We start from the raw sequence: 26,307 nt of genomic DNA on the forward strand, positions 1-26,307 counted from the left end.
CCCATGAACAACAAACCCCTGCTGCTGCGCATTGCCGTCACCAGCGTCGTCGTCATCGTCGCCGCCCTGCTTGGCCACGCCCTGTGGAAGCACTACCTGTATTCGCCGTGGACACGCGACGGTCGCGTGCGCGCCGAAGTGGTACGGATCGCGCCGGATGTCTCCGGCCTGGTTTCCGCCGTGGCGGTGAGCGACAACCAGCTGGTGCGCAAGGGCGACCCGCTGTTCGCCATCGACCCCGCCCGTTTCCGCTACGCGGTCGACCAGGCGCAGGCCAACCTGGACGCTGCCGAGGCCAGCGCCCGTGCCGCCGGCGCCAACATCAGCGCAGCGCTGGCCAGTGCCGCGGCACGCAAGGCCGAGTACCAGATGCGTGCGGAAGAGGCCGCGCGCCGCCAGCACCTGGGCGACGTCATCACCCGGGAGGAACGCACCGACGCCGCGGCCGTCGCCAATTCCGCCCGCGCCACCTGGGCGCAGGCTCGGGCCGGCGGCAGCCAGGCGTCGGCGGTACGCGAGCAGGCGCAGGCCGCGGTGGAGCAGGCGCAGGTCGCGCTGGATCGGGCGCGGCTCGATCTGGAACGCACCGAGGTACGCGCGCCGGTGGACGGCTACGTCACCAACCTCGATGTCCGCGTCGGCGACTATGCTGCCACCGGTAGTCCGCGACTGGCGCTGATCGACAGCCACAGTTACTACCTGTACGGCTACTTCGAGGAAACCAAGCTGCCGCAGTTGCACGTGGGCGATCCGGTCGACATCCGACTGATGGCCGGCGGCGTGAGGCTGAAGGGCACCATCACCGGCATCGCGCGCGGCATCACCGACCGCGACAACCCCACCGGCAACGACCTGCTGGCCGACGTCAACCCCACCTTCAACTGGGTGCGGCTGGCCCAGCGCGTGCCGGTGCGCATCGCGATCGACACCAGCCACCTGCCGGACGACACCCTGATCGCCGCCGGCATGACCGCCACCATCGAGGTGCAATCGCGCGCGGCCGACAGGCAGCGGCGGTAGGCATGCCGGGCGTGGTTTGCGATGATGCGCGCTGTTGCCTGCCGACTCCGCCATGAACAAGTTGCTCACCGCACCGGGTCGTCTCGCGCGCCGCATGTTGCCGCTCCGGCGCAAACCGCGCTCACACGCCGATCTGCCGTTCTTCGCGGTGCCCGCCGAAGCCATCGCCGTGCTGCCCGATCCGGCCGCGTTCCGGCAGACGCTGCTGCGGCTGATCGCACAGGCCACGCGGCGCGTCGTGATCGTGGCGCTGTATCTGCAGGACGACGACGGCGGCCGCGAGGTGCTCGATGCGCTGCATGAGGCGAAGCGGCGTGTGCCGGGCTTGCAGGTATCCGTGTTCGTCGACTGGCATCGCGCGCAGCGCGGCCTGATCGGCAAGCAGAAAAGCGCAGGCAACGCGGGCATGTACCGCGAGGCCGCCGCGCGGTTCGGTACGGGCGTCGAGGTCTACGGCGTGCCGGTGCAGAACCGCGAGCTATTCGGCGTGCTGCACTTGAAGGGCTTCGTGATCGACGACGCGGTACTGTACAGCGGTGCCAGCCTCAACGATGTCTACCTGGCCCGGCACGGGCGCTACCGGCTCGACCGCTACCACCTGCTGCAGCATGCCGGCCTGGCCGATGCGATGGCCGGGTTCGTGCAGCAGCACTTTATCGGCAGCGAAGCCGTGCAGCGGCTGGACGTGGTCGAGGTGCCGTCCACGCGATCGCTGCAGCCGGCCATCCGCGAGTTGCGCCAGGACCTGCAGCGCGCCGCGTACGCAATTCCGCCCGATATCCTGGGCGCCGGCGAGGTCGCGGTGACGCCGCTGCTGGGCTTCGGCCGCGCCGACAACGCGCTGAACGCGACGCTGCTGGACCTGCTGCGCGGCGCGAGCGAGCGGGTGCTGCTGCTGACGCCTTACTTCAACCTGCCGCGGCCGGTGCGGGTGCTGCTGGGCCAGCTGCTGCGGCGTGGCTGCCGTATCGACATCATGGTCGGCGACAAGATCGCCAACGATTTCTACATTCCGCCGGGGCAGCCATTCAAGACCATCGGCCTGCTGCCGTACCTGTACGAGAACAACCTGCGCCGCTTCGCGCGGGCGCATCGCCGGCAGATCGACAGCGGCCAGCTCAACCTGCATCTGTGGCGCGACGGCGACAACAGCTACCACCTGAAGGGCCTGTTCATCGACGACGACGTGGCCGTGCTGACCGGCAACAACCTCAACCCGCGCGCATGGTCGCTGGACCTGGAGAACGGCCTGGTACTGCGCGACCCGGCGCATCTGCTGCAGGCGAAACACGCGGCGGAGTGGGCGGCCCTGCGCCGGCATGCCACGCGGCTGAGCGATGACCGTGCGCTGGAAAGCCCGCGGCGCTACCCGGCCGAAGTGCGCCGGCTGCTGCGCCGGGTGAACCGTGTCCGGCTGGACCGGCTGGTCAACCGCCTGCTGTAGGCGCGCGCTCGCGGGCGATGCCTTGAAAGCCGGGATTCGGGATTCGGGATTCGGGATTCGAAAGAGCATCGCTCGCGAGCGGGCTCCTACGGTTCAGCCGGGCGGGCGGTGTCCGCCCTACGATGCGGCGAGCCGGTTCAGCCGCATGCCCAGCCAGTTCCCCACGTTCGGCCACTCGTCGGCGAGGATGCTGAAGCAGACGGTGTTGCGCAGGCTGCCATCGGTGCGGCGCTTGTGGGCGCGCAGCACGCCTTCGCGCTGCGCGCCGAGGCGCTCGATCGCGCGCAGCGAGTCCTCGTTGTTCTCGTCGGTATGGAAGGCCACCGCCACGCAGTCCAGCGCCTCGAACGCGTGCTCCAGCAGCAGGCGCTTGCAGGCGGTGTTGAGGTGGGTCCGCTGCCAGCGCCTGGCGTACCAGGTGTAGCCGATGGCCAGCCGCGGCAGCGCGGCGTCGATCTCGTAGTAGCGGGTGCTGCCGACGATCTCGCCGCTGCCGGCCTCGCGCACGGCGAACGGCAGCATGTGCCCCTCGGCCTGGCCCTGCAGTGCCTTCTCGACGTAGCCGTGCGCCTGGCCCGGTGGCGGCACGCTGGTGACCGCGAGGTTCCACAGCTCGCCGTCGGCCGCGGCGGCTTCCAGTGCGGGCACGTGGTCGAGGCTCAGGGGTTCCAGCACGACGTACTCGTCGTGCAGGCGGAGCGGGGCGAACGGGTTCATGGGGAGTCCGGTGTTCAGGCGTCGAGGTCGGGGATCAGCTTGCTCTCGAGCCGGGCGATGTTGTCCTTCAGCAGCAGCTTGCGCTTCTTCAGCCGGGTCAGCTGCAGCTCATCGCGGCCGATCGCCGCGTCGAGCCGCTCGATCGCCGCGTCGAGGTCGCGGTGCTCCATCCGCAACTCGGCCAGCAGATGAACGATCTCGGCGTGATCCTGAACCTGCATGGCGATGACGACTGCTGGGGCGATTTTCCTAGTTTAACGCCGTTTGCGGGGCGGTAGCGGGGCGCCCGGGCAGCTACAATAGGCGTTCTTCTCCGTCCGATGGGTCGTCATGTCCGTCCAGTTCGAGATCCCCTGTCCGTCGGCTGCCGAGAGCGGCAAGCTGGCCCGGCGCCTGCGTCGCCAGGTCGGCCAGGCGATCGGCGATTTCGGCATGATCGAGGACGGCGACAAGGTGATGGTGTGCCTGTCCGGCGGCAAGGATTCGCACACCCTGCTGGATCTGCTGCTGCAGCTGCAGGCAAAGGCGCCGGTGCGCTTCGAGCTGATCGCGGTGAACCTGGACCAGAAGCAGCCGGGTTTTCCCGCGCACGTATTGCCGGAATATCTGAAATCGTGCGGCGTGCCGTTCCACATCATCGAGCAGGACACCTACAGCACGGTGACGCGGGTGATCCCGGCCGGCAAGACCCTGTGCAGCCTGTGTTCGCGGCTGCGCCGCGGTGCGCTGTACACCTGGGCGGCGGCAAACGGCATTACCAAGATCGCGCTCGGCCACCATCGTGATGACATCCTCGCCACGTTCTTCCTCAACCTGTTCTACCAGGCGCAGCTGAAGGCGATGCCGCCGAAGCTGCGCTCGGACGACGGCCGCCACGTGGTGATCCGCCCGCTGGCGTATTGCCGCGAAAGCGACATCGCCGAGTATGCGGCGCAGCAGCGGTTCCCGATCATCCCATGCAACCTGTGCGGCTCGCAGGACAACCTGCAGCGCCAGGCGGTGCAGCGCATGCTGGCCGAGTGGGAACGCCAGCAGCCCGGGCGCAGCGAGAATATCTTCCGCGCACTGGGCCATGTGTCGCCCTCGCACCTGACGGACCGCACGCTGTTCGATTTCGCGCTGGGCGTAGCGGCCGTGTGGCCGACCGACGCGACGGACGCCGCGGCCGCGCCTGGACATTCTTCCCATCCACCTGTCGAGTAACCGCCGTGTCCTTCTTTGCATCCGTTGAAATGGCCCCGGGCGATCCGATCCTGGGTCTCACCGAAACCTACCTGGCCGATCCGCGTCCGGGCAAGATCAACCTCGGCGTGGGCATCTACGTCGACGAGCAGGGTCGCATCCCGCTGCTGCCGAGCGTGCACGAAGTGGAGCAGGCGCTGACCGCCGCGGCGAAGCCGCGCGGCTACCTGCCGATCGACGGCATGCCGGCGTACAACCTGGCGACCCAGCGGCTGGTGTTCGGCGTCGACTCGCCGCTGCTGGCGGCCGGCCGCGTGGCCACCGCACAGACCGTCGGCGGCAGCGGTGCGCTGCGGGTGGCGGCGGACCTGCTCAAGCAGGTGGCCGGGGCGGGCGCGAAGATCGCCATCAGCAACCCCAGCTGGGGCAACCACCACGCGGTGTTCCGCACCGCGGGCTTCGCCCTGGTCGACTACCGCTACTACGACGCGGCCAGCCACGGGCTGGACTTCGCCGGCATGCTGGAAGACCTCGGCCGGCTCGAAGCGGGCACCGTGGTGCTGCTGCACGCATGCTGCCACAACCCTACCGGCGTGGATCTGGACACGACGCAGTGGCAGCAGCTGATCGACCTGCTGAAGGAACGCCGGCTGCTGCCGTTCGTCGACATGGCCTACCAGGGCTTCGCCCAGGGCGCCGACGCCGATGCCGCCGGCGTGCGGCTGCTGGCCGCGTCGGGGATCAAGGCGTTCGTGGTGGCCAACTCGTATTCGAAGTCGTTCTCACTGTACGGCGAGCGGGTCGGTGCGCTGTCGGTGGTCGGCGCCGACCGCGACGAGGCGGCGCGGCTGCTGTCGAAGATCAAGCAGACCATCCGCGCGAACTATTCCAGCCCGTCCACGCACGGCGCCGCGCTGGTCGCCGGCGTGCTCGGCAGCACGGAACTGCATGCGCGCTGGGAGCAGGAGCTGGGTGGCATGCGCGGGCGCATCCACGCCATGCGCGCGGGCTTCGTCGAGAAACTGGCCGCGCTCGGCGCCGCGGATTTCGGCTTCATCAACCGCCAGGCCGGCATGTTCTCCTACTCCGGCCTGAGCAAGGCGCAGGTGCACCGGCTGCGCGACGAGCACGCGATCTACGCGCTGGACAGCGGCCGCATCTGCGTGGCCGCACTGAACCGGGCCAACCTCGACACGGTGGCTGCGGCGGTCGCTGCCGTTTCCCGCTGATACTCCTGATCGTCATCCCGGCGAAAGCCGGCTCGCGAAGGCAGGATGCCGAAGCGAACGCCACAGGCGGCCCGAAGGGCTGGCCGCAGGAAGCGGCCAGTAATCCAGTGCCTTTGACCATGTCGAGGCGCTGGATTCCGGCTTTCGCCGGAATGACGGCTAAACCAGCTGCTTCTCGCAGCATTGAACCGGATACCGAATGTTCTTTCGCAACCTCACGCTGTTCCGTTTTTCCCCCGCCGTCGCCGCCGATCTCGACCGCATCGACGAAGTGCTGGCCGAGCACCGGCTGCGCCCGTGCGGGCCGCTGGAAATGTTCACCAAGGGTTTCGTGCCGCCGGTCGGCCGTGGCGAGGGCGAGCCGCTCACGCACACGGTGAAGCAGTGCACGCTGCTGACCGTGGGCGGCGAGGACAAGCTGCTGCCGGCCGCGGTGATCAACGACGAACTGCAACGCAAGGTGCAGAAGATCGCCGAGGAGGAAGGCCGCAAGGTCGGCGGCCGCGAGCGCAAGCGGATCAAGGAAGACCTGCTGACCGAACTGCTGCCGCGCGCGTTCGTGCGCAACTCGCGCATGTCTGCCTATGTCGACCGGAAGCACGGCTGGCTGGTGTTGGACACTTCCAGCCGCAAGTCGGCCGAGAACGCGCTGACCCAGATCCGCGAGGCGCTGGGCAGCTTCCCGGCGGTGCCGCTGGCGCCGGAGGAAGGCCCGCGCGTGCTGATGACCGACTGGCTGGCCACCGGCAACCTGCCGGCCGGGCTCACCCTGGGCGATGAGTGCGAGCTGCGCGACCCGGCCACCGCCACCGGCGCGATCGCACGCTGCCGCCGGCAGGACCTGGACGCCGAGGAGGTCAAGGAGCACCTGCGCAACGGCAAGCAGGTGTTCATGCTCGGTCTCACCTTCGATGAGAGGATCAGTTTCGTGCTGGGCGAAGACCTCATCGTGCGCAAGCTGAAGTTCCTCGACGTGGTGATGGATGAGCTGGGCGACAGCCAGCAGGACGCCCATGCCGAGCTGGATGCCGGCTTCGCCCTGCTGACGCTGGAGCTGGAGCGTCTGCTGGGCAAGCTGGAGGAGTGGTTCGGGCTGCCGCGCCCGGCCGATAGCTGAACGAGAAAGCCATATCGCCGGAACGTCCGGCGCGCCATACTTGGCGTCCGGCCGCTTGCGGGCGGCGGATTCCCCCGTTGATCAGCACAGGGCCGGGCAAGAAGCAGGCAGGATCATGGCGCAGCATCTGGAAGGCGACTGGCTGGAACTGGCCACCGTGGGCGGCAGCATCATCCGGGTGCTGAAGGCCGCCCATCCGCGTGCCCGTCGGCTGCGCCTCACGGTGACGCCGCAGGGCGCGAGGGTCACCTATCCGCTAGGCACCCACCCGGCCCAGGTCAGCGCGTTCCTGCGCAGCCACGCCGACTGGCTGGAGCAGAAGCTCGACGAGCTGAACCTGATCGTGAAGCCGCTGCCGCCGCTGCGCGTGGGCTACCCGTGCAGCTTCCCGCTGCGCGGCGAGACGGCGACGCTCGACTGGATCGAAGGCGCCTACCCGAAGGTCGAGCCACATGCGGCGGGGCTGACGCTGGTGATCCCGCGTCCGCACACCCGCGCGCTGCCGATCGCCCGCGGCCTGCTCGCCTCGCACCTGGAAGCGCTGATCCGCCGCGACGTCTCGCGCTGGCTGGCCGGCTACGTGCCGCAGCTGGGGCTGGCGCCCACCGCGCTGAAGATCCGCCCGATGAAAAGCCTGTGGGGTAGCCTGGACACGCGCGACCGCATCAATCTCGACCTCGCGCTGGCGCTGGCGCCGCCGACGGCGTTGCGCTACGTGCTGGTGCACGAGCTGTGCCATCTCAAGGTACGCAACCACTCGCCGCGGTTCTGGGCGCAGGTCGAGAACCTGTTTCCGGACTGGCGCGAGCAGCGCGACTGGCTGCGCCAGCACGGCGCGATCCTCAAGGCCGAACTCGACCGGCTGGTCGACGACGTGGCCGACTGACGTCCGCGTGCGGCTGGCTCAGTGGTTCCTGGGCCGGCGCACGTACTTCGTGCCCAGCAGCACATCCCACAGCAGCGTGGTGACGCCGAAGTTGCAGTCCGGGTGATAGTGGTGCACGTGGTGGGCGCCGGCCCAGCGCCGCAGCAGCGGCTGCTTGAAGCGCACGTGGTGGATGATGAAGTGGCTCAGGCCGTAGACGATGTAGCCGAAGGTGATCGCGCTGGCCAGCAGCAGGGCGAAGCCGGTTGGCATGACCAGCGCGAACACGCCGGCCAGCGCCAGCAGTACTGTCGGCGGCAGGAAGAACGGCAGCGAATCGTAGCCCAGTGGCCGCTGATGATGCATGTCGTGACCCTGCGTGAACAGCGGGATCCGCGTGTGGAACATCCAGCGATGGAAGAAGTACTCGATGAAGCTGAAGGCGAACAGGCCCAGCAGCAGCGCCAGCAGTGCGCTCCACGCGCCGCCCGCGTGCAGTCGCCAACCGGCGACCAGCAGCGCCAGACACAGGACGACGTCCACCCCCAGCTCGGTCCAGTAGTTGGCGCGGGTGGCGGACATCCGCACCACCGCGTCGACGAAGATGCGCCAGGGATTCCGTTTCATCGCTTGCTGCACCGTCCTGCCTTCCTGCGCACGGGAACGCCAGGCCGCGGCGTCACGTCGGCATTCTCCCACGGTGTCACACGCGTTTCATTATGTCATGGCAGGGCGGCGGCGCTCCGTTCAGCATCCTGCAGGTGGCTGCCGCATCCCGCTCAGTGCGACAGCGCGAAGCCGGTGAGGATCTGCGCGGTCTGTTCGGGCTTTTCCAGCATCGGCATGTGGTTGCAGCCGTTGATGGTGCTGGTGCTGATCGCGCTGGCGGCGGTCAGGCCGTTGCGCAGGCTGTCCAGCGCGGAAATGTCCACGATCTTGTCGTCGTGGCACCACAAGCCCAGCACTGGCATGCTGAGCCGGCCCAGCCGGTTCTGCACCGAAAGGTACTGACCCGGATCGCGCAGCTCGTTGAAGCTGCGCTCGATGAAGGCGCGGTCGCGCTGGTTGCGCTGGATGAACACATCGACGAAGCGGCCGGACAGGTCGAGCGGCTTGTCGAACGCCAGCGCGGTGGCACGCTCGAAGCCGGTGCGGTCGTCGAACACGAACGGGTTCCTGCCGGCTAGCGCCTCGCGGTCGAACGCGTTCACCTTGCCCTTCAGGCCGAACGCGTCGAGCAGCGCCAGCGCGGACACACGCTCGGGATGGTCGCTGGCATACACGCCGGCGATCGCACCGCCCATCGAGTGACCGACCAGCAGGAAGCGCTGCAGGCCCAGGGTTTGCGCGAACGCGTCGAGGCGCCCGGCCTGGGCGTCGATGTTGTAGCTGGCGCCAGGCACCCGCGAGGACTCGCCCCAGCCGGGCAGGTCGGGGATGATCAGGTGGAAGTGCGGCGTCAGCAGCTTCGCCGTCTGCAGCCACAGGGTCTTGTCCGCGTCGAAGCCGTGCAGCAGCACGATGGTCGGCCCCTGGCCGCCTTCGTAGTAGACCCAGTGCGTGTCGCCGGCCTGCACCGAATGTTTCTCCAGGTGCGCCGCCATCACCTCGCGGGTGACGTGCGCCTGCAGCAGCCACTGCGGCGCAAACAGGTAGCTGCCGCCCAGCACGATGACCAGCAGCGCCACCAGCCAGCCCAGGAATTTCAACCGGCGCAGCAGCATGCGTTTCCAGAGCGGGGTGGTGCTGTTCGTCGATGGCGGCATGAGCACTCCTTGGTGAGGTGCGGATTTCACTCCCTCCCCTGCATAGCAGGGGAGGGCTGGGGTGGGGTGCTCTCGATCTTGATCGAAGATCAAAAGCTACCCCCTCCCGACCTCCCCCTGCCGAGCAGGGGGAGGAGCTTGGGTTACTTCGCTTTCTTTGCCTTGGCAATGATGCCCTCGACCACCTGCTGGGTCAGCGGGTGGTAGCCGCTCTTGGCCCTGGCGTAGACCTGCTCGGCGAAAGCCAGGCCTTCCGGCGTCTTCACGAAGGCCTTGTACAGCGGCGTGGAGAGGTAGATGCGGCCGATCCGTGTCATGTGCTCGGCGGCGGCGTCCCACACCGCCTTGTCGCCGGCGGCAATGGCGTGGCTATACCAGCGCATGCCGATCTCCGCGTTCGGCGTGCCGGTGAGGTGCCAGGCGGCGTCGAGTTCCTGCATCTTCGCCAGCGGCGGCGCGTCGGGCAGGCGGTCGAGGAAGTACATCCATTCCTGCGTGTTCCAGCCTTTCGCGTCGAGCTTGTCGGCGGCCAGCGAGCCGGCCAGGAAATCGCTGCGTTCGCGGTCGATCGCGTTGAAGCGTGGGGAATCCGGCAGCGGCGCATCCTTCGGGATGCCTTCGTCGTAGACCCAGACCTTCACCTCGTCCCAGCCCATCCTGCCGGGGTACTTCTCGATCAGGTTCGGCTTCAGGTAGTCGAGCATCTGCTCGGTGGTGATGCTCTGGAACGCGAAGTGGTGGAAGTAGCCCTTCAGGTAGGCGTCGAAGTGCTCGCGGCCGAAGCGCTGCTCCAGCGTGCGCAGGAACCACGAGCCCTTGTCGTAGGCCACGTCGGAGAGCGCATCGTCGGCGCCGATGCCGCGCGGGTCGGGCGCCAGCTTCTGCGCGTTGGCAGCCATCGCGCCGATGCCCTTCTGCAGCGCGCGGGCGGACAACAGCGCCTCCTCGTCGGCCAGCGCCTTGCCGTACACCGCCTCGGTGATGCGGCCCTGCACGTAGGTGGTGAAACCCTCGTTGAGCCAGATGTCGCGCCACGCGGCGCTGGTCACCAGGTTGCCCGACCACGAGTGGGCCAGTTCGTGCGAGACCAGCGAGACCAGGCTCTTGTCGCCGACCAGCACGGTCGGCGTGGCGAACGTCATGTTGGGATTTTCCATGCCGCCGAACGGGAACGACGGCGGCAGCACCAGGATGTCGTAGCGGCCCCACGCATACGGGCCGTACAGCTGCTCGGTGGCGGCGATCAGCTGCTCGGTGTCCTCGAACTCGTGCGCGGCCTGGTTGACCACCGACGGCTCCGCGTAGACCGCTGAGCGCGGCCCGGTTTCCTTCACCGCGAGGTCGCCGGCGGCGATCGCCAGCAGGTAGGAGGGGATCGGATGCGGCTGCTCGAACGCGAACGCGCCGTCCAGCGGATGCTTGGCGTCGTTGATCGCGCTCATCACCACGCGCACGTCCTTCGGCGCGGTGATGCGGGCGTCGTAGGTGAAGCGGATCGCCGGCGAGTCCTGCAGCGGCACCCACGAGCGGGCATGGATCGACTCGGACTGCGAGAACATGAAGGGCAGCTTCTTGTCGGCCGTCTGCGCCGGCGTCAGCCACTGCAGGCCGGACGCCTCGGGCGAGCTGGTGTAGACGATGCGCACCTGCGCCGGATGCTTCGGCGTGGCGATGGTCAGCTTGCTGCCCAGCACCTTGTCGCGCGGGGCCAGCGCGTAGGTCAGCGGGGTGGCCTTGCCGTCGGCGGCCAGCGCCTCGACCCTGCTGATCTTCAGGTCGCGCGTGTCCAGCACCAGCGACTGCGCCTTGGGGTTCTTCCAGTCCAGTTTCAGCGTGGCCTGGCCGTCGAGCTGCCTGCGTGGGAAGTCGATCGTCAGGTCCAGGTCCAGATGAGTCACCCGCACCTGCTCGGGCTGGGCATAGGAGTTCGGGTCGTTGGCGCGGGCCGCCAACGGCAGCACGAGGGTGCCGAGGGCGAGGACGGAAAGCAGGCGCATGCAGCGGCTCCGGGTGCGGGGGAAAGGTGAGTATGCCATCGCGGCGCCTTGGCTGGCCCGCGACGGAAGCCCCGGGCCCGGTGGCGGAGGGTGAGCTGCACGAACTTTTTTCTTGCCGGCGAAAGGTGCAAGCTTGCCGAGCGAGCGGCGCATGACCGACGGCTGCGCGTCGGTGGCCTGGACCTGGGGAGGAAGCATGCTGATTGGCGCGGATGCACCGGCGACCGGCTACTTCATCGCGGCCTTGATCGCCACCACCGGCATCGCGTTCGCCTCCGGCGTGCAGTTCATGGTCATCGGCCTGTGGCGGCGGGGCGAGGGCATCTATCTTTCCTACGCGGTGCTGTGCCTGTGCATCGCCGTGCTGGCGCTGTGCAACGTGTTGCTGCTCGGCGCCCACGACCTGGCGCAGGCCACCGCCGCCTTGCGCTGGATGATCGCGGCAGCCATCGCCAGTTTTGTCCCGATGGTGGTGTTCATCCGCGCCTACACCGGTGCGGGCACCCGCTGGCGCGCGCTGGTCGGGATGAGCCTGCTGACGGCGGTTTTCCTGTGGGCCAACCAGACGGCGCCGACCACCTTGTTCTTCTCGCAGCTGCAAGCCGCCCAGCCCATCGTGCTGCCCTGGGGCGAGCGGCTGTACCGCGTCACCGGCGCGGGGTCGGCCTGGGGCGTCGCGTTCCATGCGGCCAGCTACGCGGTTTTCCTGTGGGCACTCGGCCGCGCGTGGGCGCAGTATCGCGGGGGCGATGCGCTGCGTGCCGTGCTGCTGGGCGGCTGCCTGCTGGTGCAGTTCATCGCCCTGCTGTGGGGCGATATCGCGGTCGACCTGCTCAGGTACCGGGCTCCGTACCTGGACGCCTTCGCCTTCCTGCCCTTCGTGCTGCTGGTGAGCCTGTCGCTGGCGGCGCAGATGCGCCAGCGCACGGCACAGCTCGAACATACCCGGCGACGGCTGGAGGTCGAGGAACATACCCGCCGTGCCGCCGAGCAGAGCCTGCGCCACCTTGCCTACCACGACAGCCTCACCGGCCTGCCCAACCGCGCCAGCGCGCTGAAGCGTCTGGCCGAGTGGCATGCCGACGCGTTGGCGTACGGCGGTTGCGGTGCCTTGCTGCTGATCGACCTGGACAACTTCAAGACCATCAACGACGGCCTCGGCCATCACGTCGGCGACCGCCTGCTGCAGGCCATGGCCGGGCGCCTGCTCGCCGCGACACCGCCCGATGCGATGCTGGCGCGCCTGGGCGGCGACGAATTCGTGCTGATGCTGGGCCTGCGCGAGCGCACGCCGCCCGAGATGCAGGCACGCGCCGAACGGGTCGCGCAGGACATGATCGCGCTGGTGTCCGAGCCGGTGATGGAGGAGCGGCGCGTACTCGGCGTGGGCGCCAGCGTGGGCGTGGCGGTGTATCCCGACGGCGAGGCGGACGTGGCCGACCTGCTGCGCCGCGCCGACATTGCGCTGTACCGGGCCAAGGCGGCCGGGCGCAACACGGTGCGGGTGTTCCTGCCGCCGATGCAGCAGGAGGCCGACCGCCGCCTGAGCCTGGAGCGTGGCCTGCGCGCGGCGCTGGAGCAGGATTGCATGGGCACGCAGTTTGCCCTGCATTTCCAGCCGCAAATCAGTGTCGATGACGAACTGCTGGGCGCCGAGGCGCTGCTGCGCTGGCGGCACCCGCAACTGGGCGAGGTGACGCCGGAGAAGTTCATTCCGCTGGCCGAGGAAACCGGACTGATCCACGCGCTCGGCGCCTGGGTCGTCGACGAGGCCTGCGCCCACCTGCGCGCCTGGGATCGCGACGGCGCCCCCTGCGGCAGGACCCTGGCGGTCAACGTGAGCGCCTGGCAGCTCGCCCATCCGCACTACGCCGCCCGGCTCGTCACGCAGGTGCGCGAAGCCGGCGTCGCGCCGGAGCGGCTGACCCTGGAGTTGACCGAGAGTGCCCTGCTGCAGGATTTCGACGGCGCGCAGGCCACGCTGCGCCAGCTTGCCGGCGCCGGTTTCAAGCTGGCGCTGGACGACTTCGGCGTCGGTTACTCCTCGCTGAGCTACCTGCAACGCCTGCCGCTGGACGTCATCAAGATCGACCGCGCCTTTGTCGGCGAGCTGCAGGCCGATGCCGGCACTCCGCTGGCCGGCTTCATCATCGACATGGCGCACCGGCTGGGTATGGTGGCGATGGCCGAGGGCGTGGAGACCGCGTTCCAGCGCCAGGCGCTGGAACAGATGGGCTGCGACGGGCTGCAGGGCTACCTGATCAGCCGCCCGCTCGACGACGCCGGCTTCCGCCGCTGGGCCGCCGCCCACCGGCAGGCGCTGGTGCCTTGACGCGCGCACGGGAAGGCGTGCCGCCGCCGTCGCATCCGGGAGTCGTGGCGGATGAGGCTCAGCCCCATAGCGGTGGCTTGGCCACCATCAGCCAGAAGGTGGCGATCACCGCGAGGAACGCGGGCCAGCCCAGCGCGAACCAGGCGCGCATGCAGCGATGGTAGGCCGGCGGCAGCGCCGTGCCGTCGCGCAGCGCGGCATCGGCGAGTTGGTGCGTCCGCCACTGCAGCCACACCACCGGCAGCCAGCAGGCACCGGCCAGCAGGTACAGCGCGATGGCCGCCTGCAACCAGGGCGTGGCGAAGCCGAAACCCAGCTCGCGCATCAGCAGCACGCCGGTGACCGGCTGCGCGATCACCGCCGGTGTGGTGAACAGGAAGTCCGCACGCACCGTCAGCCTTGCCGCCACCGTGATGGCGGCGAGCTGGCCGCTGCGATGGGTGAACCACATGAAGAAGGCGGTGCCGAGCCCGGTGCCGAACAGCACGGTGGAGGAGAGGATGTGCAGGGTCTTCAGCAGAACATAGGTGTTCATCGGCGCTCGTCCGTGGCCAGCAGGATCGCCAGTGCCGCGATCAGCGGCAGGTTCTTCAGCAGGCCGCCGAATGGCGCCAGCCACTGCGCAGGCCACAGCAGGCCGACACCCAGCGTGTAGCCCAGCAGCATCGCCAGCATCGCGCCCAGCACCGGCCGCGGCCGCCAGCGCAGCAGGCACAGCGCGCCCAGCGAGAGGTCGACGCTGGCGGTCAGGCGCGTCAGCCATAGCGCCGCCTCGCCGCCCAGCGGGCTGCCGGCGGCCAACGCCTGCATCTCGTGCGCGGAGGTCGTCCAGCCCACCACGCCGGAGCCCAGCCACAGCAGGGCCAGCAGCACGCGCAGCAGCGGCAGCCAGCAGTACAGCCGCGCGTGCCAGCGATCCTGCACCTGGCTGGGCGCCTCGTTGAGCGCGCGTTGCAGCGACCGTGGCGACAGGCCCAGCGTGTCGCGCAGGCGCGTCACGGCGTCGGCGGCGCCCACGTTGCCGCGTTCGAGCATGCGCAGCATGGTCCGGCCCAGCGGGCCGTGGCCCAGCCATTCGCCCAGCGCGGCGACGCCGCGCGCCAGCGGCAGTGGCACGGACAGGATGCGCACGCGGCCGAAACCCAGCCAGCGGCGCCACGCCAGCAGGTAGTCGCGCAGGGGCATCGCCTCGGGGCCGACCAACTCGATGATGCGGTGCGCGACATCGGGGCGCGCCAGTGCGGCGACCACGGCGACGCCGACGTCCTCCGCCGCGATGGGTTGCACGCGCTGGGTGCCACCCGCCGGCAGCGGCAGCGCGCCGGGCAGGGCCGCCAGCGCGCGCAGCAGCGAGCTGCCGCCGTAGGAGCCGCGCGCGCTGTAGACCAGCGAGGGGCGCAGCACCAGCCAATCCAGTTTCAGCGCGGCGAGTGCCGCGTCACCGCGGTGCTTGGAGGCGACGAAGTCGCCGTCGGCAGGGTCACCCAGCGCGGAGATCTGGATCGCCCGGCGCACGCCGCGCCGCACGCAGGCCTGGAACAGCGCCAGTGGTGCCTGCTCGTGCACGGCGGCGTAGGTGTCGGCACCGCGCTCGCGCAGGATGCCCACGCAGTTCACCACCGTATCGATGCCGTCCAGCCGCGGCAGCCAGTCCTCGCAGCGCAGGTCACGCGCCATGTCGCAGGCGATCGCGCGCAGTCCGGGAAAGCGTGTGTCGACGCGCGCACCGCGCACCGCGCAGACGACTTCATGGCCGCCCGCAGTGAGCGCCGCGACGATGTGTGCGCCGATGAAACCGTAGGCGCCGGTGACCAGTACGCGCATGCTTCCCTCCCTGGCTGCGGATGGCTTCAGCAATAGCGGTCCGCCAGGCGGTCGGTGGCCTGCACCAGCTGGTCGACGATCGCCGGGTCGGTGGCGCTGTGGCCGGCCAGCACGACGTGCAGCTGCGCTTCGGGCCAGGCCTGGCTGAGGTCGTAGGCGCTCTTCATCGGGCAGATGATGTCGTAGCGGCCGTGCACGATGGCGGCGGGGAGGTGGCGGATGCGCCCGATGTCGCGCAGCAGCTGGTCGGGTTCGAGGAAGATATTGTGGCGGAAGTAGTGCGCTTCCATCACGGCCAGGCTGACCGCCTTGTGCGGGTCCTCGAAGTCGCCGCCGGCATCGGGGTCGTGCAGCAACGTGGTGCTGCCGCCCTCCCACGCGCTCCACGCCCGCGCCGCGGCGAGCCGGGTGGCTTCGTCGTCGCTGGTGAGGCGGCTCCAGTAGGCGTCCAGCATCGAGCCGCGCTCGGCCTCGGGGATGAAATCGAGGAAGTGCGCCCAGCGCTCGGGGAAGATCTGCGCGGCGCCACCGTCGAGTTCGTTGAACCAGCGCAGCTCCTGCGGCCGGCCCAGGAAGATGCCGCGCAGCACCAGCCCCAGCACGCGCTCGGCGTGCGCCTGTGCGTAGGCCAGCGCGAGCGTCGAGCCCCACGAGCCGCCGAACACCACCCAGCGCTCGATCTCCAGCTGCTCGCGGATCGCCTCGATGTCGGCGACCAGGTGCCAGGTAGTGTTGTCGGTGAGTTCGGCGAACGGCGCGGATTGCCCGGCGCCGCGCTGGTCGAACAGCACGATGCGGTAGTACGCCGGGTTGAAGAAGCGCCGGTGGTAGGCCGATAACCCCGCGCCCGGGCCGCCGTGTAGGAACACCACCGGCAGGCCGGCGGGGTTGCCGCATTCCTCCACGTGCAGGCGGTGGATCGCATCGACGGCGATGCGCTGGCTGCGGTACGGCTCGATCTCGGGGTACATCTCGCGCATGGCGGGGCCTCTTGTGGATTTTCCTCCCCCTTGCGTGCCCCAAAGGGACTTCCTTCGGTCGCAGGGGAGGCTGGAGGGGTGGAGCTTTTGACTCAAGAGCAAGAGCACCCCTCCCCAACCCTCCCCTGCTTTGCAGGGGAGGGAGCTCGTTGTGTCAGGCGAATTGCAGGGCGGCGGTGAGGTCGCCCGGCGGCGGGCCGCCGGCGGCGATCATCGCTTCCTCGCGTAGCGTGAGGCCGGGCAGTTTCCTGAGGCCGAAGCGGCGGGTGATGAAGCGCAGGATCGAGCCGGTGTCGTAGACGGCGTGGTCGACGAAACCCTGCTTCGCGAACGGTGACACCACCAGCGTGGGAATGCGCGAGCCCGGCCCCCAGCGGTCGCCCTTCGGCGGCGGCACGTGGTCCCACCAGCCGCCATTCTCGTCGACGGTGATCAGCACCAGCATGTTCGGCCACAGCGGGCTGGCCTGCAGCGCCTCGACCACCTGCGCCAGGTGGCGGTCGCCGGCGTCCACGCTGGCGTAGCCGGCATGCATGTTGAGATCGCCCTGCGGCTTGTAGAACGCCACCGGCGGCAGCGTGCCGGCGGCGGCTGCGGCGATGAAGTGGTTGCTGGCCGCTTCGCTGCCGCTGCCGGCGTCGCGCAGGTGCTGCGCACGCGCCGCCGTGCCCGGCGCGAACTGGCGGAAGTAATTGAACGGCTGGTGGTGCGGCTGGAAGTTGGGCACTTCCGGAAACGCCTGGTGGTCGCCGTCGCCATGGCCGTCCAGCGCCAGTTGCCAGCCGCCGGCGTACCAGGCCCAGTCGACCCCGGCCGCGGACAGCGCGTCGCCGATGGTGAGGTGGCTTTGCGCGGGCAGGGTGTTCGGGCTGTCCGCGTCGGCGAAACGCGGGTCGCGCTTGTCGTGGCCGAACGCCGGCGCGTAGGCCGGCCCCAGGGTGTTGACTGCCCAGAAGTCGGGGGTGAGCGCGTCGCCCGTAGCGAATTTCGCGCGACCCTGCATCGCGTTGGCCGGCGAGTCCTCGGCCAGCTTCGGACGGATGCCGGTGGGGCCGTCTTCCAGCGTGGCGATCTGGAACTTCGCCGGGCTGCGGTCGGCGTGCGGGTAGTAGGGCGGCTGTGCCGCGGCGAGGTACTGGTGGTTGAGGAACGAGCCGCCGAAGGTGCCCATGAAGAAGTTGTCGCACAGGGTGTACTGGCGGGCCAGCCGCCATAGCCGCAGGTGGGCCGCGCCATCGGCGTAGTGGCCCATGGTCATCGCGCCGGTGTTGCCCCAGGCGACGAAGCCGTCGTTGCGGCCGCCGTTGATCTGCAGCTGGTTCTCGTAGAAGCGGTGCACCAGGTCGCGGGTGATTACGCTCTGCGGCAGCGGCGCACCGTCCGGCGTGGCCAGGGCGAACGGGCGGTTCGGCAGGCTGCCGAGCGCGTGTTCGCCGATCTGGTAATGGCGGCCATCGACAGTCTGCGCGCGCGGCACCATGCCGCCCCAGATCGGCGGCAGCGTATCGAGCAGGCGGCCGTCGCGGTCGCGCTGGCGGTAGGCCGGCGAGTCGAGTGCCTGCAGCGGCCGGGCCAGGCCGGGGAAGCCCGCGAACAGGTTGTTGAAGCTGCGGTTCTCGGCGTACAGCACCACCACGTGGCGGATGTGCCGGCGCAGCTGCACATCGAGTGCCGCCTCGGCGGCGGTCGGCGCCGGCGTGCGCCCGCCGAACGGCGTGCAGCCGCCGACGGCGAATGCCGCGCCGGCCAGCGCGATGCCGCCGAGCAGGCGGCGGCGTTCGGGGTCGACGGGCGCCTCGTCGGGCGAAAGTGGGCGCCTGTCGTCGGTCGGCTTGGTCGGGTCGGTCATGGGGTCGGTCGCTGGCGGGGTGCGGATCAGTCGTCGGACATGGCCCGTGCCGCATTCCACATCGCGCGGGTCAGCGGGCGGTGTTCGTGCGGCGTCTGCAGCACGATCAGGGTGGTGGTGCTGGTGCTGGCGCCGGTCTTCAGCAGGCGGTCGAGCACGGCTTCGAGGTGGCCGATCGACATGGCCACCACGTGCAGCAGGGCCGAATCCTCGCCGGCCAGGCGGCGGCATTCGAGCACTTCGGGAATGTCCTCCACCAGCGCGCCGATGCGCGCGCAGGCGGCGCCGTCGCAGCGCAGGCGGATCATCGCGCTGATGCCGTAGCCGAGCCGCTTGGGATCGACGCTGGCGCGGTAGCCGCTGATCACCCTGGCCTCCTCCAGCCGCTTCACCCGCTCGGCCACCGCCGGCGCGGAGAGGCGCACCTTGCGGCCCAGTTCGGCGTAGCCCAGGCGCGCGTCCTGCTGCAGCGCCTCCAGCAGTTGCCAGTCCTTGCCGTCTAGTTCCGGCTTCGCTTCGATGACTTTCGATTCCAAGGCGGGACCCCGAAAAAATGATGCCGATCGCTGGCGAAATAGCGGGAAAGCGATTCGGCGCATTATTCCCCGACCCGAGCGCCAAGACTAGGATGCGCACTTCCCCCACCCAGGAATCCGTCCCCATGGATACCGTTGAACGTCTCGATGGCCGCGCCCTGACCGCCATCGCGATTGCCCTGTTGACCTGGTCGTCGGCGTACGCCGCGATCGCCTATGCTTTGCCCGCGTTCACCCCGGGCGAGGTGGCGTTCGCGCGCTTGCTGATCGGCTCGCTGTGCTTTGCTGCGCTGCTGTGGGTGAAGCGCGTGCCGTTGCCGGCGCGGCGCGACTGGCCGCTGCTGGCCCTGCTTGGCGTGCTCGGCCTCACCGTCTACCACCTGTGCCTGAACTACGCCGAGACACGGATCGCCAGCGGCACCGCCTCGATCCTGATCTCGCTGGTGCCGGCCGCGACCGCGGCGGTGTCGGCGCTGTGGCTGCGCGAACGGCTGACGCTGCGCACCTGGATCGGCCTGGCGGTGGCGCTGCTCGGCACGGTGCTGGTGGTGCTGGCCAGCGGGCAGCGCGTGGAGATGGATCCGCATGCCTTGTTGGTGCTGGTTTGCGTGGCTGTCTCGGCGATCTTCTTCGTCGGCCAGAAAGCGCTGTTCGCACGCAACAGCATGCTGGGCGTCACCGCGTTCGCGTTCTTCGCCGGCACGCTCGCCGCGCTGCCGTTCGGCTGGCACCTGCCGCAGGCGCTGCGGGTAGCATCGTGGGCGCACATCGGCGCACTGCTGTGGCTGGGCATCGCGCCGACCTTCGTCGGCTATCTGGCGTGGAACATGGCAGTGAACCGCGCCTCGGCGTCGCGGGTCAGCAGCTTCATCTACCTGTCGCCGCCGATCGCACTGCTGATCGGCTGGCTGTGGCTGCACGAGGTGCCGAACGCGCTGATCCTGGTCGGTGGCGCGGTGACCATCGGCGGCGTGGTGCTGGCCAATGCGCGCCGTCGCCCGGCGCCACCGGTGGCTGCAGCGGCACCGGCGTGCGCGCGGACCTGCGAACAGGCCTGAGAGGTTGTGATTTTTTCAACCTCTCAGGTCGGCCAGGGCGAGGGCATGGCGAGGGCATGGATGCCCGAGTTGAGGCAACGCAGGGAGCGGTTGCCCGATGGCCGAACATGAAACAGTCACGCCAGTGACTGTTTCATGTGAGCGAGTCTGGGCGTGTACCGGACTCGCGATCGAAGAAAACCACAGAATGTGGTTTTCTTCACAAGCTCTGAGCGCGGCCGATCAGTTCAGCCGGGTCAGGCGCAGCACCTGCGGGTCGTCCGCGTGTTCCAGCAGCAGGCGCTGCACGCGGCCCTGCCAAGCCTGCGCGAAGGCAGCGCGCTGCTCCGCGCCGGCACCGGGCTGCAGTGCGCCAACCATCAGCTCGCGCAGGTTCGGGGCCGCCGGCACGGTGGACAGGTCCAGCTCCACCGCCACGGTGGCGCCGTTGTCGCGGCGCCTGAACTGCACCGCGGCGGCGCCCGGGGTGGTCGCGTAGCCCAGCAGCGACTGCCGCACGAAACGGCCGCCAATGCCGTGGAAGCCGTTGCCCGCGGCGGCGCCGGTGACCAGAGTCAGCACCTGCGCGATGACGCCGGTGACGCCGTCGCCCTCGGCGGCTGGCATATGCACCGCAACGCCGCCGCGCTCGGCCGTTTCGTCCGGATACAGCGCGCGCAGCGCGGTGCGCGCCATCAGCCAGGCACCGGCCACGGTGGGGCAGGAATGGCCGGCCAGTCGCACGGCATCGACGTAGGCATATTCCAGCAGGCCGTCATCGGCGGCGCCGAGGAAGGCCGCCAACGGGTCGCGCATGCGGATGCGCGGCGCCTGTTCGTAGAACGCGGGGTAGTTCATGCGCCGCTCACTCGGTCGGCAGGCCGGTGATGCCGAAGTCGATCACCACGGCGTCGGCGTCGCGCTGGCGATAAGTCACGGTGAGGTTGTCGCCCAGGCGCTCGCGCAGCTGGGCGATCAGCGGGATCGGGTCGTGGTCGTTGACGAAGCGCATCGTCTCGCCCGAGCGCAGGGCGCCGATCGCGCCGAAGATCGCCGAGTGGCGGAAGCGCCGCGCCACGCCACGGGCGTCGAAGAGGTGGACGTTCTGTTCGGCAACGGCGTCGATGGACATGGGTGGGTGCTCGCAGTAAGGGAGCACCCAACATACGCCGCGCCCTGCCGGCGGCCACTGATCTGGATCAGACGCCCAGGGCTCGTGAAGAAAACCACTTCCCGTGGTTTGCTTCAGTCGCGAGTCCGGTACGCGCCCGGACTTGCTCCCATGAAACAGTCACTGGCGTGACTGTTTCATGTTCGGCCATCGGGCAACCGCTCCTGCGTCGCCTCAACTCGGGCATCGGGCAACCGCTCCCTGCGTTGCCTCAACTCGGGCATCCATGCCCTCGCCATGCCCTCGCCCTGGCCGACCTGAGAGGTTGAAAAAATCACAACCTCTCAGAACTTGTACGCGCGATGGATCGCCACGATGCCGTTGGTGAGGTTGCGCACCTCGACGCGGCCGAAGCCGGCGCGCTCCATCATGCCTTTCAGGGTTTCCTGATCGGGATGCTTGCGGATCGACTCGGCCAGGTACCGGTAGCTGTCGGCATCGCCGGCGAACAGCTGGCCCAGCTTCGGCAGCACCTTGAACGAGTGGAAGTCGTACAGCTTGCCGAACAGCTCGCTCTGTACGCGCGAGAACTCCAGCACCAGCGCGCGGCCACCGGGCTTCAGCACGCGGCAGATATCGGCGAGCGCCCGGTCCTTGTCGGTGACGTTGCGCAGGCCGAAGGCCATGGTCACCGCATCGAAGGAGTTGTCGGGGAACGGCAGCCGTTCGGCGTTGAGCTGGGCCCAGCGCAGGCCGGCGACCAGGCCGCGGTCGGTAAGGCGGTCGCGGCCCACGCCGAGCATCGCCGCGTTGATATCGCCGACGACCACCTCGCCCTCGTCGCCCACCACCGGCTTGAGCAGCGCGGCGATGTCGCCGGTGCCGCCGGCCAGGTCCAGTACGCGGTCGCCGCGGCGCACGCCGCTGACCGCGACGAAATGGCGTTTCCACAGCCGGTGAATGCCGAACGACATCAGGTCGTTCATCAGGTCGTAGCTCTTCGCGACCGAGGTGAACACCTGGCCGACCAGCTTCTGCTTGTCGCCGACCGGCACGTCGCGGAAGCCGAAGTGGGTGGTGGATTCGGGCGGGGTATTGGGCTGATTGTTCATCGGGGCGATGTTACTGGAGACGGGATTCGGAATTCGGGATTCGGGAGAGCCGGGCATGCAGCAAGGGCGCCCCCCAACACTCTTTCAGGGGGGCGCAAACGCAACCAGCGCAGCTATCTCATTGGACCGTCGGCCTGCCGTCCTGCTTGTAGACCACGCCGTCCTTCATCACGAAGCTGACGTGCTGCATGACGCTGATGTCGTCCAGCGGATTGCCCGGTACGGCGATCACGTCGGCGCCGCGGCCCACCGCGATGCGGCCGAGCTGGTCGGACTTGTGCAGCAGTTCGGCGGCGTGGGTGGTGGCGGCTTGCAGCACGAACATCGGCGGCATGCCGGCCTGCACCATGTAGACGAATTCCCTGGCGTTGTCGCCGTGCGGATAGACGCCGGCGTCGGTGCCGAAGGCGATCTTCACGCCGGCCTTGTACGCCTTGCCGGCGGTGGCCAGGATCAGCGGGCCGACTTCCTCCGCCTTGCGCGCGACCTGCGGCGGATACCAGCCCTGCTTCGCCTTCTCCATCACGTACTGGCCGGCGACGATGGTGGGCACGTACCAGGTGCCGTGTTCCTTCATCAACTTCATGTCCGGCGCGTCCATGAAGGTGCCGTGCTCGACCGAGTCGACCCCGCCGAGCACGGCGCGGCGGATTGCCTCGGCGCCATGCGCGTGGGCAGCCACGGTGAAGCCGTCGTCGTGCGCGGCGGCGACCACGGCCTTGATCTCCTCCAGCGTCATCTGCGGGTTGCCGGAGCTGGAGCTTTCGTCCAGCACGCCGCCGGAGGGCATGATCTTGATCAGGTCGGCGCCGTCCTTGTAGTGCTGGCGCACGGCTTTCCACGCCTCGGCGGGCGAGTCGATGATGCCGTCCTTCGGGCCGGGATCGCCCTGCAGGTCCCAGCGGAAGCCGTTGCTCGGATCGGCGTGGCCGCCGGTGCTGCCGACGGGCTTGCCGGCGCTGAAGACGTGCGGGCCGGGTACCAGGCCGGCGTTGATCGCATTGCGCAATGCGAATGACGCATTGTCGTCGTCGCCGAGGTTGCGCACCGTGGTGAAGCCGGCCAGCAGGGTGCGCTTCGCGTAGACGGTGCCGCGGATCGCGTGGTCGGCCGGATTGAGGCGGAACTTGTCGCTGTAGGAGTCCCTGCTGAACTGCATGGTCAGGTGCGTATGCGAGTCGATCAGTCCCGGCATGCAGGTGGCGTCCGGCAGCCGGGCGACGCTCAAGCTGCTGGCCGCCTTGCGGTACGGTTCGATGTCGATGGCGCCGGGGTGGATCTCCTTGATCCGGCCATCCTCGACGACCAGGGTGGTCTGGCCCAGCATCCTGCCGGCGGCGGGATCGAGCAGGCGCGCGCATTCGATCAGGTTGATCCGCTGGCTGCCGGCATCGTCGCGGGCCGGCGCATCGGCGCCGGCCGCGAGCGGAAGGCACGAGACGGCGACGGCGAGCAGCAGGCGAGGCATGGACATCGGTGGATCCCCTGGTGGCAGTGCGGCCATCCTACTCGGCGGCATCGCGGTGCGTGGGCGGCGGCTCGGTGGCGTCGGGCAGGCGGCGATCGCTGCCGCTGCGCCGCTCGTGCTCGTGCTGTTCGGTGTCGACGTGGCGTCGATGCAGGTCCGTCGCCGCGGCGTCGGCGGGCAGTGCGTCGGGGGCGACGGCCGGATCGCCCGCCGCCGGCTCCTTGTCGCCGCCGGGGGTGATCTTCAGGATCGAGTGGCGCACCTCGCGCGAAAGGATCACCCGCGCGTCGCGCACCATGCCTTCCAGCGAGGCGTCGTAGTCGAGCTTGCCGGCGTCGTCGGTCCACACGATGCGCCGCTCGCGCAGCTTCTGGATGAAGCCGCGGAACAACGCCTTGTCGAAGAACTCCGGCGCGGTCAGCTCGTTGAGCAGGGACAGTCGCTGCGCGGTGAGCGAGCAGGCGTTCTCCAGCTCGGCGCCGGTCAGCGTGTGCGGACCGTTCTTGACCAGCGCGGCGATGGTGATGTAGTAGCGTTCGAAGGCCTGGATCAGGCTGCGCGCGATCACCCTGAGCTGGAACGCGCCGTCGTCCTGGCCGGGGCTGCGTTCCAGCACGCGGCCGTCGGCGACCGCTTCGAGCAGGCCGCGGCGCACGAAGAAGTCGATGGTGGCCTGCAACTGTGCGACGAAGCCGTCCTCGTCCCACGGCAGGAACAGCTCGCCCTGGATGAACGGGTAGATGATCCGGCCCAGCCGCAGGATCGAGGAGCGCGACATGCGCCGGTTGTTGAGGAAGCAGCACGCCACCCACGCGGCGGTGGCGGTGAGGTGCAGCACGTTGTTGCGGAAGTAGCTGAGCAGCACCGCGCGCTCGCCGGTGGCGGTGAGCACGTCGCCGAGCGGGTGCTGCACGCGCTGGATCCAGCCCATCTGCTCGCCGTAGGCGATGATCGCCGCCGGGTTCATCGGGGTCAGCGTGATGCGGTCCGAGTACGGCAGTTCCTCCAGCATCGCCTTGCCCAGGTCGAGCTGGGTCAGCAGGTCGCTCTCGGCCATCGCGTGCTTCGGCGTGGCCAGCAGGGCCAGCGCCAGCAGGTTGATCGGGTTGACGTCGGCGGCGCGGTTGATGTTGACCTGGATCTGCTTGGCGAGGCGGTCGGTCACCGCGCCCAGCCATTCCGGCTTCGCCTCGGGATCGGTGCCGGCGCTGCGCCAATGGTCGCTGGCCGCGTCCAGCAGTGGGGTCAGCTCGATCGGTTCGCCGAAATTCAGCGCCACGTGGCCGTAGCGCTGGCGCAGCACCTTGAGTCCCTTGAGCAGGCCGAGCAGCGACTCCTTCTCCTTCGGCTGGCCGCTGAGCTCGCCGATGTAGCTCTTGCCCTCCATCAGCTTCTCGTAGCCGATGTAGACCGGCTGGAACAGCACCGGCCGGCGCGGCGCGCGCAGGAACGCGCGGATGGTCATCGCCAGCATGCCGGCGCGCGGCGCCAGCAGCCGCCCGGTGCGCGAGCGGCCGCCTTCGATGAAGTATTCCATCGGCACGCCGCGGTCGATCAGTTGCGCCACGTATTCGTTGAACACCACCGAGTACAGCGCGTTGCCGCGGAAGCTGCGGCGCAGGAAGAACGCGCCGCCGCGGCGCAGGATCGGTCCGATCAACGGCAGGTCGAGGTTCACGCCTGCCGCGATGTGCGGCACTACCACGCCGGACACGTGCAGCTGGTAGCTCATCAGCAGGTAGTCGGCGTGGCTGCGGTGGCAGGGCACGTAGATCACCTCGTGGCCGGGCGCGGCGGCGCGCGCCTTGTCGAAGTGGTGCATGGCGATGCCGTCGTACAGCTTGTTCCAGAAGTTGGACAGCAGGAACGAGGCCGAGCGCACCACCGGGTGCGAGTAGTCGGCGGCAATCTCCAGCACCAGCTGATGCGCCTTGCGCCAGGCCTTGGCGTGGCTGATCTTCTCCTTCGCCGCGGTGGCGGCGATCGCCGCACGCACCGGCTCGGCGTTCAGCACCGCGTCGACCACCGTGCGCTTGTGCGACAGGTCCGGCCCGATCACCGCGGCGCGGATGCGGTGGAAGTGGGTGCGCAGCACCCGCGAGACCTTGCGGGCGAAGCGCTCGGGGGTGATCCCGCCCGATTCTTCCAGGGTCTGGCGCAGCGACACCGGCGTGGAGAAATGCACCACCGTGTCGCGTCCGTTCAGCAGCAGCGCCAGCATGCGGCGGAAGCGGCCCACCATCACCCAGTTTTCCGAGAACAGCACGCGGAACCAGCCACTGTCGCGGCTGGGCGCGCGGCCCACATAGATGGATACCGGCATGATCTGGATGTCGCTTTCGGGCAGACCCTCCAGCGAGTGGACCAGCTGCCGCAGCGCCTCGTTCGGATTGCGCTTGCGGTTGCGGCCGAGCAGGCTGCCGTCGCGCCGCGCCAGCGCGAACACCGAGCGCCGCCGGCGGGTCCCGGCCAGTGGCTGCATCGGGTTGGGCAGGCCGGCCTCGCGGCAGGCGCGCTGCAGGATCAGCGCGTCGGAAAAACCATCGCGCTCGATCACATAGCAGACCGGCACGCCGGCCTGCAGCAGGGCGGCAGGCTCGGCCGGGTCGCGGCGGATGCGCACCCATGGCTGCAGCAGCTGGCCGGCCAGGTTGAACCACCAGGGGGCGCGAGGGCGGGCGGGGGAGTCCGCGGCGGTAGTCATTTGCATCCGTCCATTCT

Annotated in this window: 23 protein-coding genes; 8 read left to right on the forward strand and 15 right to left on the reverse strand. The window is 69.2% G+C overall.

Annotation, left to right across the window (positions count from 1 at the left end; translation table 11 throughout):
- The first annotated feature begins 3 nt into the window (after positions 1–3).
- Positions 4–1,020: an HlyD family secretion protein gene (locus LRK53_RS03450; protein ID WP_027491331.1), complete on the forward strand. Its 1,017-nt coding sequence runs from the start codon at positions 4–6 to the stop codon at positions 1,018–1,020.
- 52 nt (positions 1,021–1,072) lie between these two features.
- A complete protein-coding gene (pssA, locus tag LRK53_RS03455; protein ID WP_027491330.1) occupies positions 1,073–2,464 on the forward strand; it encodes a CDP-diacylglycerol--serine O-phosphatidyltransferase in 1,392 nt (463 codons plus the stop codon).
- Positions 2,465–2,581: 117 nt separating this feature from the next.
- Here pssA and LRK53_RS03460 read toward each other — a convergent pair whose 3' ends face one another.
- Together LRK53_RS03460 and LRK53_RS03465 are read right to left on the reverse strand one after the other, a co-directional pair.
- Positions 2,582–3,181: a GNAT family N-acetyltransferase gene (locus tag LRK53_RS03460; RefSeq protein ID WP_027491329.1), complete on the reverse strand. Its 600-nt coding sequence runs from the start codon at positions 3,179–3,181 to the stop codon at positions 2,582–2,584.
- Positions 3,182–3,195: 14 nt separating this feature from the next.
- Positions 3,196–3,402 (reverse strand): YdcH family protein, encoded by a 207-nt coding sequence (locus LRK53_RS03465; protein WP_027491328.1) that lies wholly within the window; start codon positions 3,400–3,402, stop codon positions 3,196–3,198.
- A 109-nt stretch (positions 3,403–3,511) separates the two neighbouring features.
- Here LRK53_RS03465 and ttcA point away from each other — a divergent pair, with 109 nt between their 5' ends.
- The 4 genes from ttcA (at position 3,512) to LRK53_RS03485 (ending at position 7,595) form a co-directional block, all read left to right on the forward strand.
- On the forward strand, positions 3,512–4,384 hold the full coding sequence (gene ttcA, locus LRK53_RS03470) for a tRNA 2-thiocytidine(32) synthetase TtcA (RefSeq protein ID WP_027491327.1): 873 nt from the start codon (positions 3,512–3,514) through the stop codon (positions 4,382–4,384).
- Positions 4,385–4,389: 5 nt separating this feature from the next.
- Complete coding sequence (locus tag LRK53_RS03475; RefSeq protein ID WP_027491326.1) at positions 4,390–5,592, forward strand: amino acid aminotransferase; 1,203 nt, start codon at positions 4,390–4,392, stop codon at positions 5,590–5,592.
- Positions 5,593–5,791: 199 nt separating this feature from the next.
- A complete protein-coding gene (locus LRK53_RS03480; protein ID WP_027491325.1) occupies positions 5,792–6,709 on the forward strand; it encodes a recombination-associated protein RdgC in 918 nt (305 codons plus the stop codon).
- A gap of 115 nt (positions 6,710–6,824) precedes the next feature.
- Positions 6,825–7,595: a M48 family metallopeptidase gene (locus LRK53_RS03485; protein WP_027491324.1), complete on the forward strand. Its 771-nt coding sequence runs from the start codon at positions 6,825–6,827 to the stop codon at positions 7,593–7,595.
- 18 nt (positions 7,596–7,613) lie between these two features.
- On the opposite strand, the gene LRK53_RS03490 is transcribed toward LRK53_RS03485, so the two are convergent.
- The 3 genes from LRK53_RS03490 to LRK53_RS03500 all read right to left on the reverse strand — a co-directional run bounded on the left by LRK53_RS03490 (position 7,614) and on the right by LRK53_RS03500 (position 11,337).
- Positions 7,614–8,201, reverse strand: a complete 588-nt coding sequence (locus LRK53_RS03490; RefSeq protein ID WP_027491323.1) for a sterol desaturase family protein — start codon at positions 8,199–8,201, stop codon at positions 7,614–7,616.
- A gap of 152 nt (positions 8,202–8,353) precedes the next feature.
- A complete protein-coding gene (locus LRK53_RS03495; protein WP_027491322.1) occupies positions 8,354–9,298 on the reverse strand; it encodes an alpha/beta fold hydrolase in 945 nt (314 codons plus the stop codon).
- Between the two features lie 185 nt (positions 9,299–9,483).
- Positions 9,484–11,337, reverse strand: a complete 1,854-nt coding sequence (locus LRK53_RS03500) for a M1 family metallopeptidase (protein WP_027494047.1) — start codon at positions 11,335–11,337, stop codon at positions 9,484–9,486.
- A gap of 151 nt (positions 11,338–11,488) precedes the next feature.
- Between LRK53_RS03500 and LRK53_RS03505 the strand changes: the two genes are divergently transcribed.
- Positions 11,489–13,669, forward strand: coding sequence for a putative bifunctional diguanylate cyclase/phosphodiesterase (locus tag LRK53_RS03505; RefSeq protein WP_027494048.1), 2,181 nt, complete (start codon positions 11,489–11,491; stop codon positions 13,667–13,669).
- A gap of 58 nt (positions 13,670–13,727) precedes the next feature.
- Here LRK53_RS03505 and LRK53_RS03510 read toward each other — a convergent pair whose 3' ends face one another.
- From LRK53_RS03510 to LRK53_RS03530, 5 genes are all read right to left on the reverse strand, one after another.
- The gene (locus LRK53_RS03510) at positions 13,728–14,204 is read right to left on the reverse strand and encodes a DUF2269 family protein (RefSeq protein WP_027494049.1); all 477 of its coding nucleotides are present in this window, start codon (positions 14,202–14,204) and stop codon (positions 13,728–13,730) included.
- Complete coding sequence (locus LRK53_RS03515) at positions 14,201–15,493, reverse strand: SDR family oxidoreductase (RefSeq protein ID WP_235642503.1); 1,293 nt, start codon at positions 15,491–15,493, stop codon at positions 14,201–14,203. Before LRK53_RS03515 ends, LRK53_RS03510 begins: the two co-directional genes overlap by 4 nt.
- Positions 15,494–15,519: 26 nt before the next feature.
- Complete coding sequence (pip, locus tag LRK53_RS03520) at positions 15,520–16,473, reverse strand: prolyl aminopeptidase (RefSeq protein WP_027494051.1); 954 nt, start codon at positions 16,471–16,473, stop codon at positions 15,520–15,522.
- Positions 16,474–16,627: 154 nt separating this feature from the next.
- Positions 16,628–18,322 (reverse strand): acid phosphatase, encoded by a 1,695-nt coding sequence (gene acpA / locus LRK53_RS03525; RefSeq protein ID WP_235642504.1) that lies wholly within the window; start codon positions 18,320–18,322, stop codon positions 16,628–16,630.
- A 26-nt stretch (positions 18,323–18,348) separates the two neighbouring features.
- On the reverse strand, positions 18,349–18,843 hold the full coding sequence (locus tag LRK53_RS03530) for an Lrp/AsnC family transcriptional regulator (RefSeq protein ID WP_027494052.1): 495 nt from the start codon (positions 18,841–18,843) through the stop codon (positions 18,349–18,351).
- Between the two features lie 140 nt (positions 18,844–18,983).
- Between LRK53_RS03530 and LRK53_RS03535 the strand changes: the two genes are divergently transcribed.
- Positions 18,984–19,916, forward strand: a complete 933-nt coding sequence (locus LRK53_RS03535; protein WP_027494053.1) for a DMT family transporter — start codon at positions 18,984–18,986, stop codon at positions 19,914–19,916.
- Between the two features lie 222 nt (positions 19,917–20,138).
- Here LRK53_RS03535 and LRK53_RS03540 read toward each other — a convergent pair whose 3' ends face one another.
- From LRK53_RS03540 to plsB, 5 genes are all read right to left on the reverse strand, one after another.
- A complete protein-coding gene (locus LRK53_RS03540; protein ID WP_027494054.1) occupies positions 20,139–20,753 on the reverse strand; it encodes an FmdE family protein in 615 nt (204 codons plus the stop codon).
- Positions 20,754–20,760: 7 nt separating this feature from the next.
- Positions 20,761–21,027 (reverse strand): DUF2249 domain-containing protein, encoded by a 267-nt coding sequence (locus tag LRK53_RS03545; RefSeq protein WP_008438470.1) that lies wholly within the window; start codon positions 21,025–21,027, stop codon positions 20,761–20,763.
- Between the two features lie 323 nt (positions 21,028–21,350).
- Entirely contained in the window at positions 21,351–22,118 is a 768-nt protein-coding gene (gene ubiE, locus LRK53_RS03550) for a bifunctional demethylmenaquinone methyltransferase/2-methoxy-6-polyprenyl-1,4-benzoquinol methylase UbiE (RefSeq protein WP_027494055.1), read from the reverse strand.
- Positions 22,119–22,236: 118 nt separating this feature from the next.
- A complete protein-coding gene (locus tag LRK53_RS03555; RefSeq protein WP_027494056.1) occupies positions 22,237–23,592 on the reverse strand; it encodes a metal-dependent hydrolase family protein in 1,356 nt (451 codons plus the stop codon).
- A gap of 31 nt (positions 23,593–23,623) precedes the next feature.
- A complete protein-coding gene (gene plsB, locus LRK53_RS03560; RefSeq protein WP_027494057.1) occupies positions 23,624–26,290 on the reverse strand; it encodes a glycerol-3-phosphate 1-O-acyltransferase PlsB in 2,667 nt (888 codons plus the stop codon).
- Positions 26,291–26,307 lie beyond the last annotated feature (17 nt).

Source organism: Rhodanobacter thiooxydans, assembly GCF_021545845.1.
Lineage (GTDB): Bacteria > Pseudomonadota > Gammaproteobacteria > Xanthomonadales > Rhodanobacteraceae > Rhodanobacter.

What these genes read in the sequence shown, in the direction of transcription:
- LRK53_RS03450 (WP_027491331.1), top strand. Translation starts at nt 4, where the DNA reads ATGAACAACAAACCCCTGCTGCTGCGCATTGCCGTCACCAGCGTCGTC.
- pssA (WP_027491330.1), top strand. Translation starts at nt 1,073, where the DNA reads ATGAACAAGTTGCTCACCGCACCGGGTCGTCTCGCGCGCCGCATGTTG.
- LRK53_RS03460 (WP_027491329.1), bottom strand. Translation starts at nt 3,181, where the DNA reads ATGAACCCGTTCGCCCCGCTCCGCCTGCACGACGAGTACGTCGTGCTG.
- LRK53_RS03465 (WP_027491328.1), bottom strand. Translation starts at nt 3,402, where the DNA reads ATGCAGGTTCAGGATCACGCCGAGATCGTTCATCTGCTGGCCGAGTTG.
- ttcA (WP_027491327.1), top strand. Translation starts at nt 3,512, where the DNA reads ATGTCCGTCCAGTTCGAGATCCCCTGTCCGTCGGCTGCCGAGAGCGGC.
- LRK53_RS03480 (WP_027491325.1), top strand. Translation starts at nt 5,792, where the DNA reads ATGTTCTTTCGCAACCTCACGCTGTTCCGTTTTTCCCCCGCCGTCGCC.
- LRK53_RS03485 (WP_027491324.1), top strand. Translation starts at nt 6,825, where the DNA reads ATGGCGCAGCATCTGGAAGGCGACTGGCTGGAACTGGCCACCGTGGGC.
- LRK53_RS03490 (WP_027491323.1), bottom strand. Translation starts at nt 8,201, where the DNA reads ATGAAACGGAATCCCTGGCGCATCTTCGTCGACGCGGTGGTGCGGATG.
- LRK53_RS03495 (WP_027491322.1), bottom strand. Translation starts at nt 9,298, where the DNA reads ATGCTGCTGCGCCGGTTGAAATTCCTGGGCTGGCTGGTGGCGCTGCTG.
- LRK53_RS03500 (WP_027494047.1), bottom strand. Translation starts at nt 11,337, where the DNA reads ATGCGCCTGCTTTCCGTCCTCGCCCTCGGCACCCTCGTGCTGCCGTTG.
- LRK53_RS03505 (WP_027494048.1), top strand. Translation starts at nt 11,489, where the DNA reads ATGACCGACGGCTGCGCGTCGGTGGCCTGGACCTGGGGAGGAAGCATG.
- LRK53_RS03510 (WP_027494049.1), bottom strand. Translation starts at nt 14,204, where the DNA reads ATGAACACCTATGTTCTGCTGAAGACCCTGCACATCCTCTCCTCCACC.
- LRK53_RS03515 (WP_235642503.1), bottom strand. Translation starts at nt 15,493, where the DNA reads ATGCGCGTACTGGTCACCGGCGCCTACGGTTTCATCGGCGCACACATC.
- pip (WP_027494051.1), bottom strand. Translation starts at nt 16,473, where the DNA reads ATGCGCGAGATGTACCCCGAGATCGAGCCGTACCGCAGCCAGCGCATC.
- acpA (WP_235642504.1), bottom strand. Translation starts at nt 18,322, where the DNA reads ATGACCGACCCGACCAAGCCGACCGACGACAGGCGCCCACTTTCGCCC.
- LRK53_RS03535 (WP_027494053.1), top strand. Translation starts at nt 18,984, where the DNA reads ATGGATACCGTTGAACGTCTCGATGGCCGCGCCCTGACCGCCATCGCG.
- LRK53_RS03540 (WP_027494054.1), bottom strand. Translation starts at nt 20,753, where the DNA reads ATGAACTACCCCGCGTTCTACGAACAGGCGCCGCGCATCCGCATGCGC.
- LRK53_RS03545 (WP_008438470.1), bottom strand. Translation starts at nt 21,027, where the DNA reads ATGTCCATCGACGCCGTTGCCGAACAGAACGTCCACCTCTTCGACGCC.
- ubiE (WP_027494055.1), bottom strand. Translation starts at nt 22,118, where the DNA reads ATGAACAATCAGCCCAATACCCCGCCCGAATCCACCACCCACTTCGGC.
- LRK53_RS03555 (WP_027494056.1), bottom strand. Translation starts at nt 23,592, where the DNA reads ATGTCCATGCCTCGCCTGCTGCTCGCCGTCGCCGTCTCGTGCCTTCCG.
- plsB (WP_027494057.1), bottom strand. Translation starts at nt 26,290, where the DNA reads ATGACTACCGCCGCGGACTCCCCCGCCCGCCCTCGCGCCCCCTGGTGG.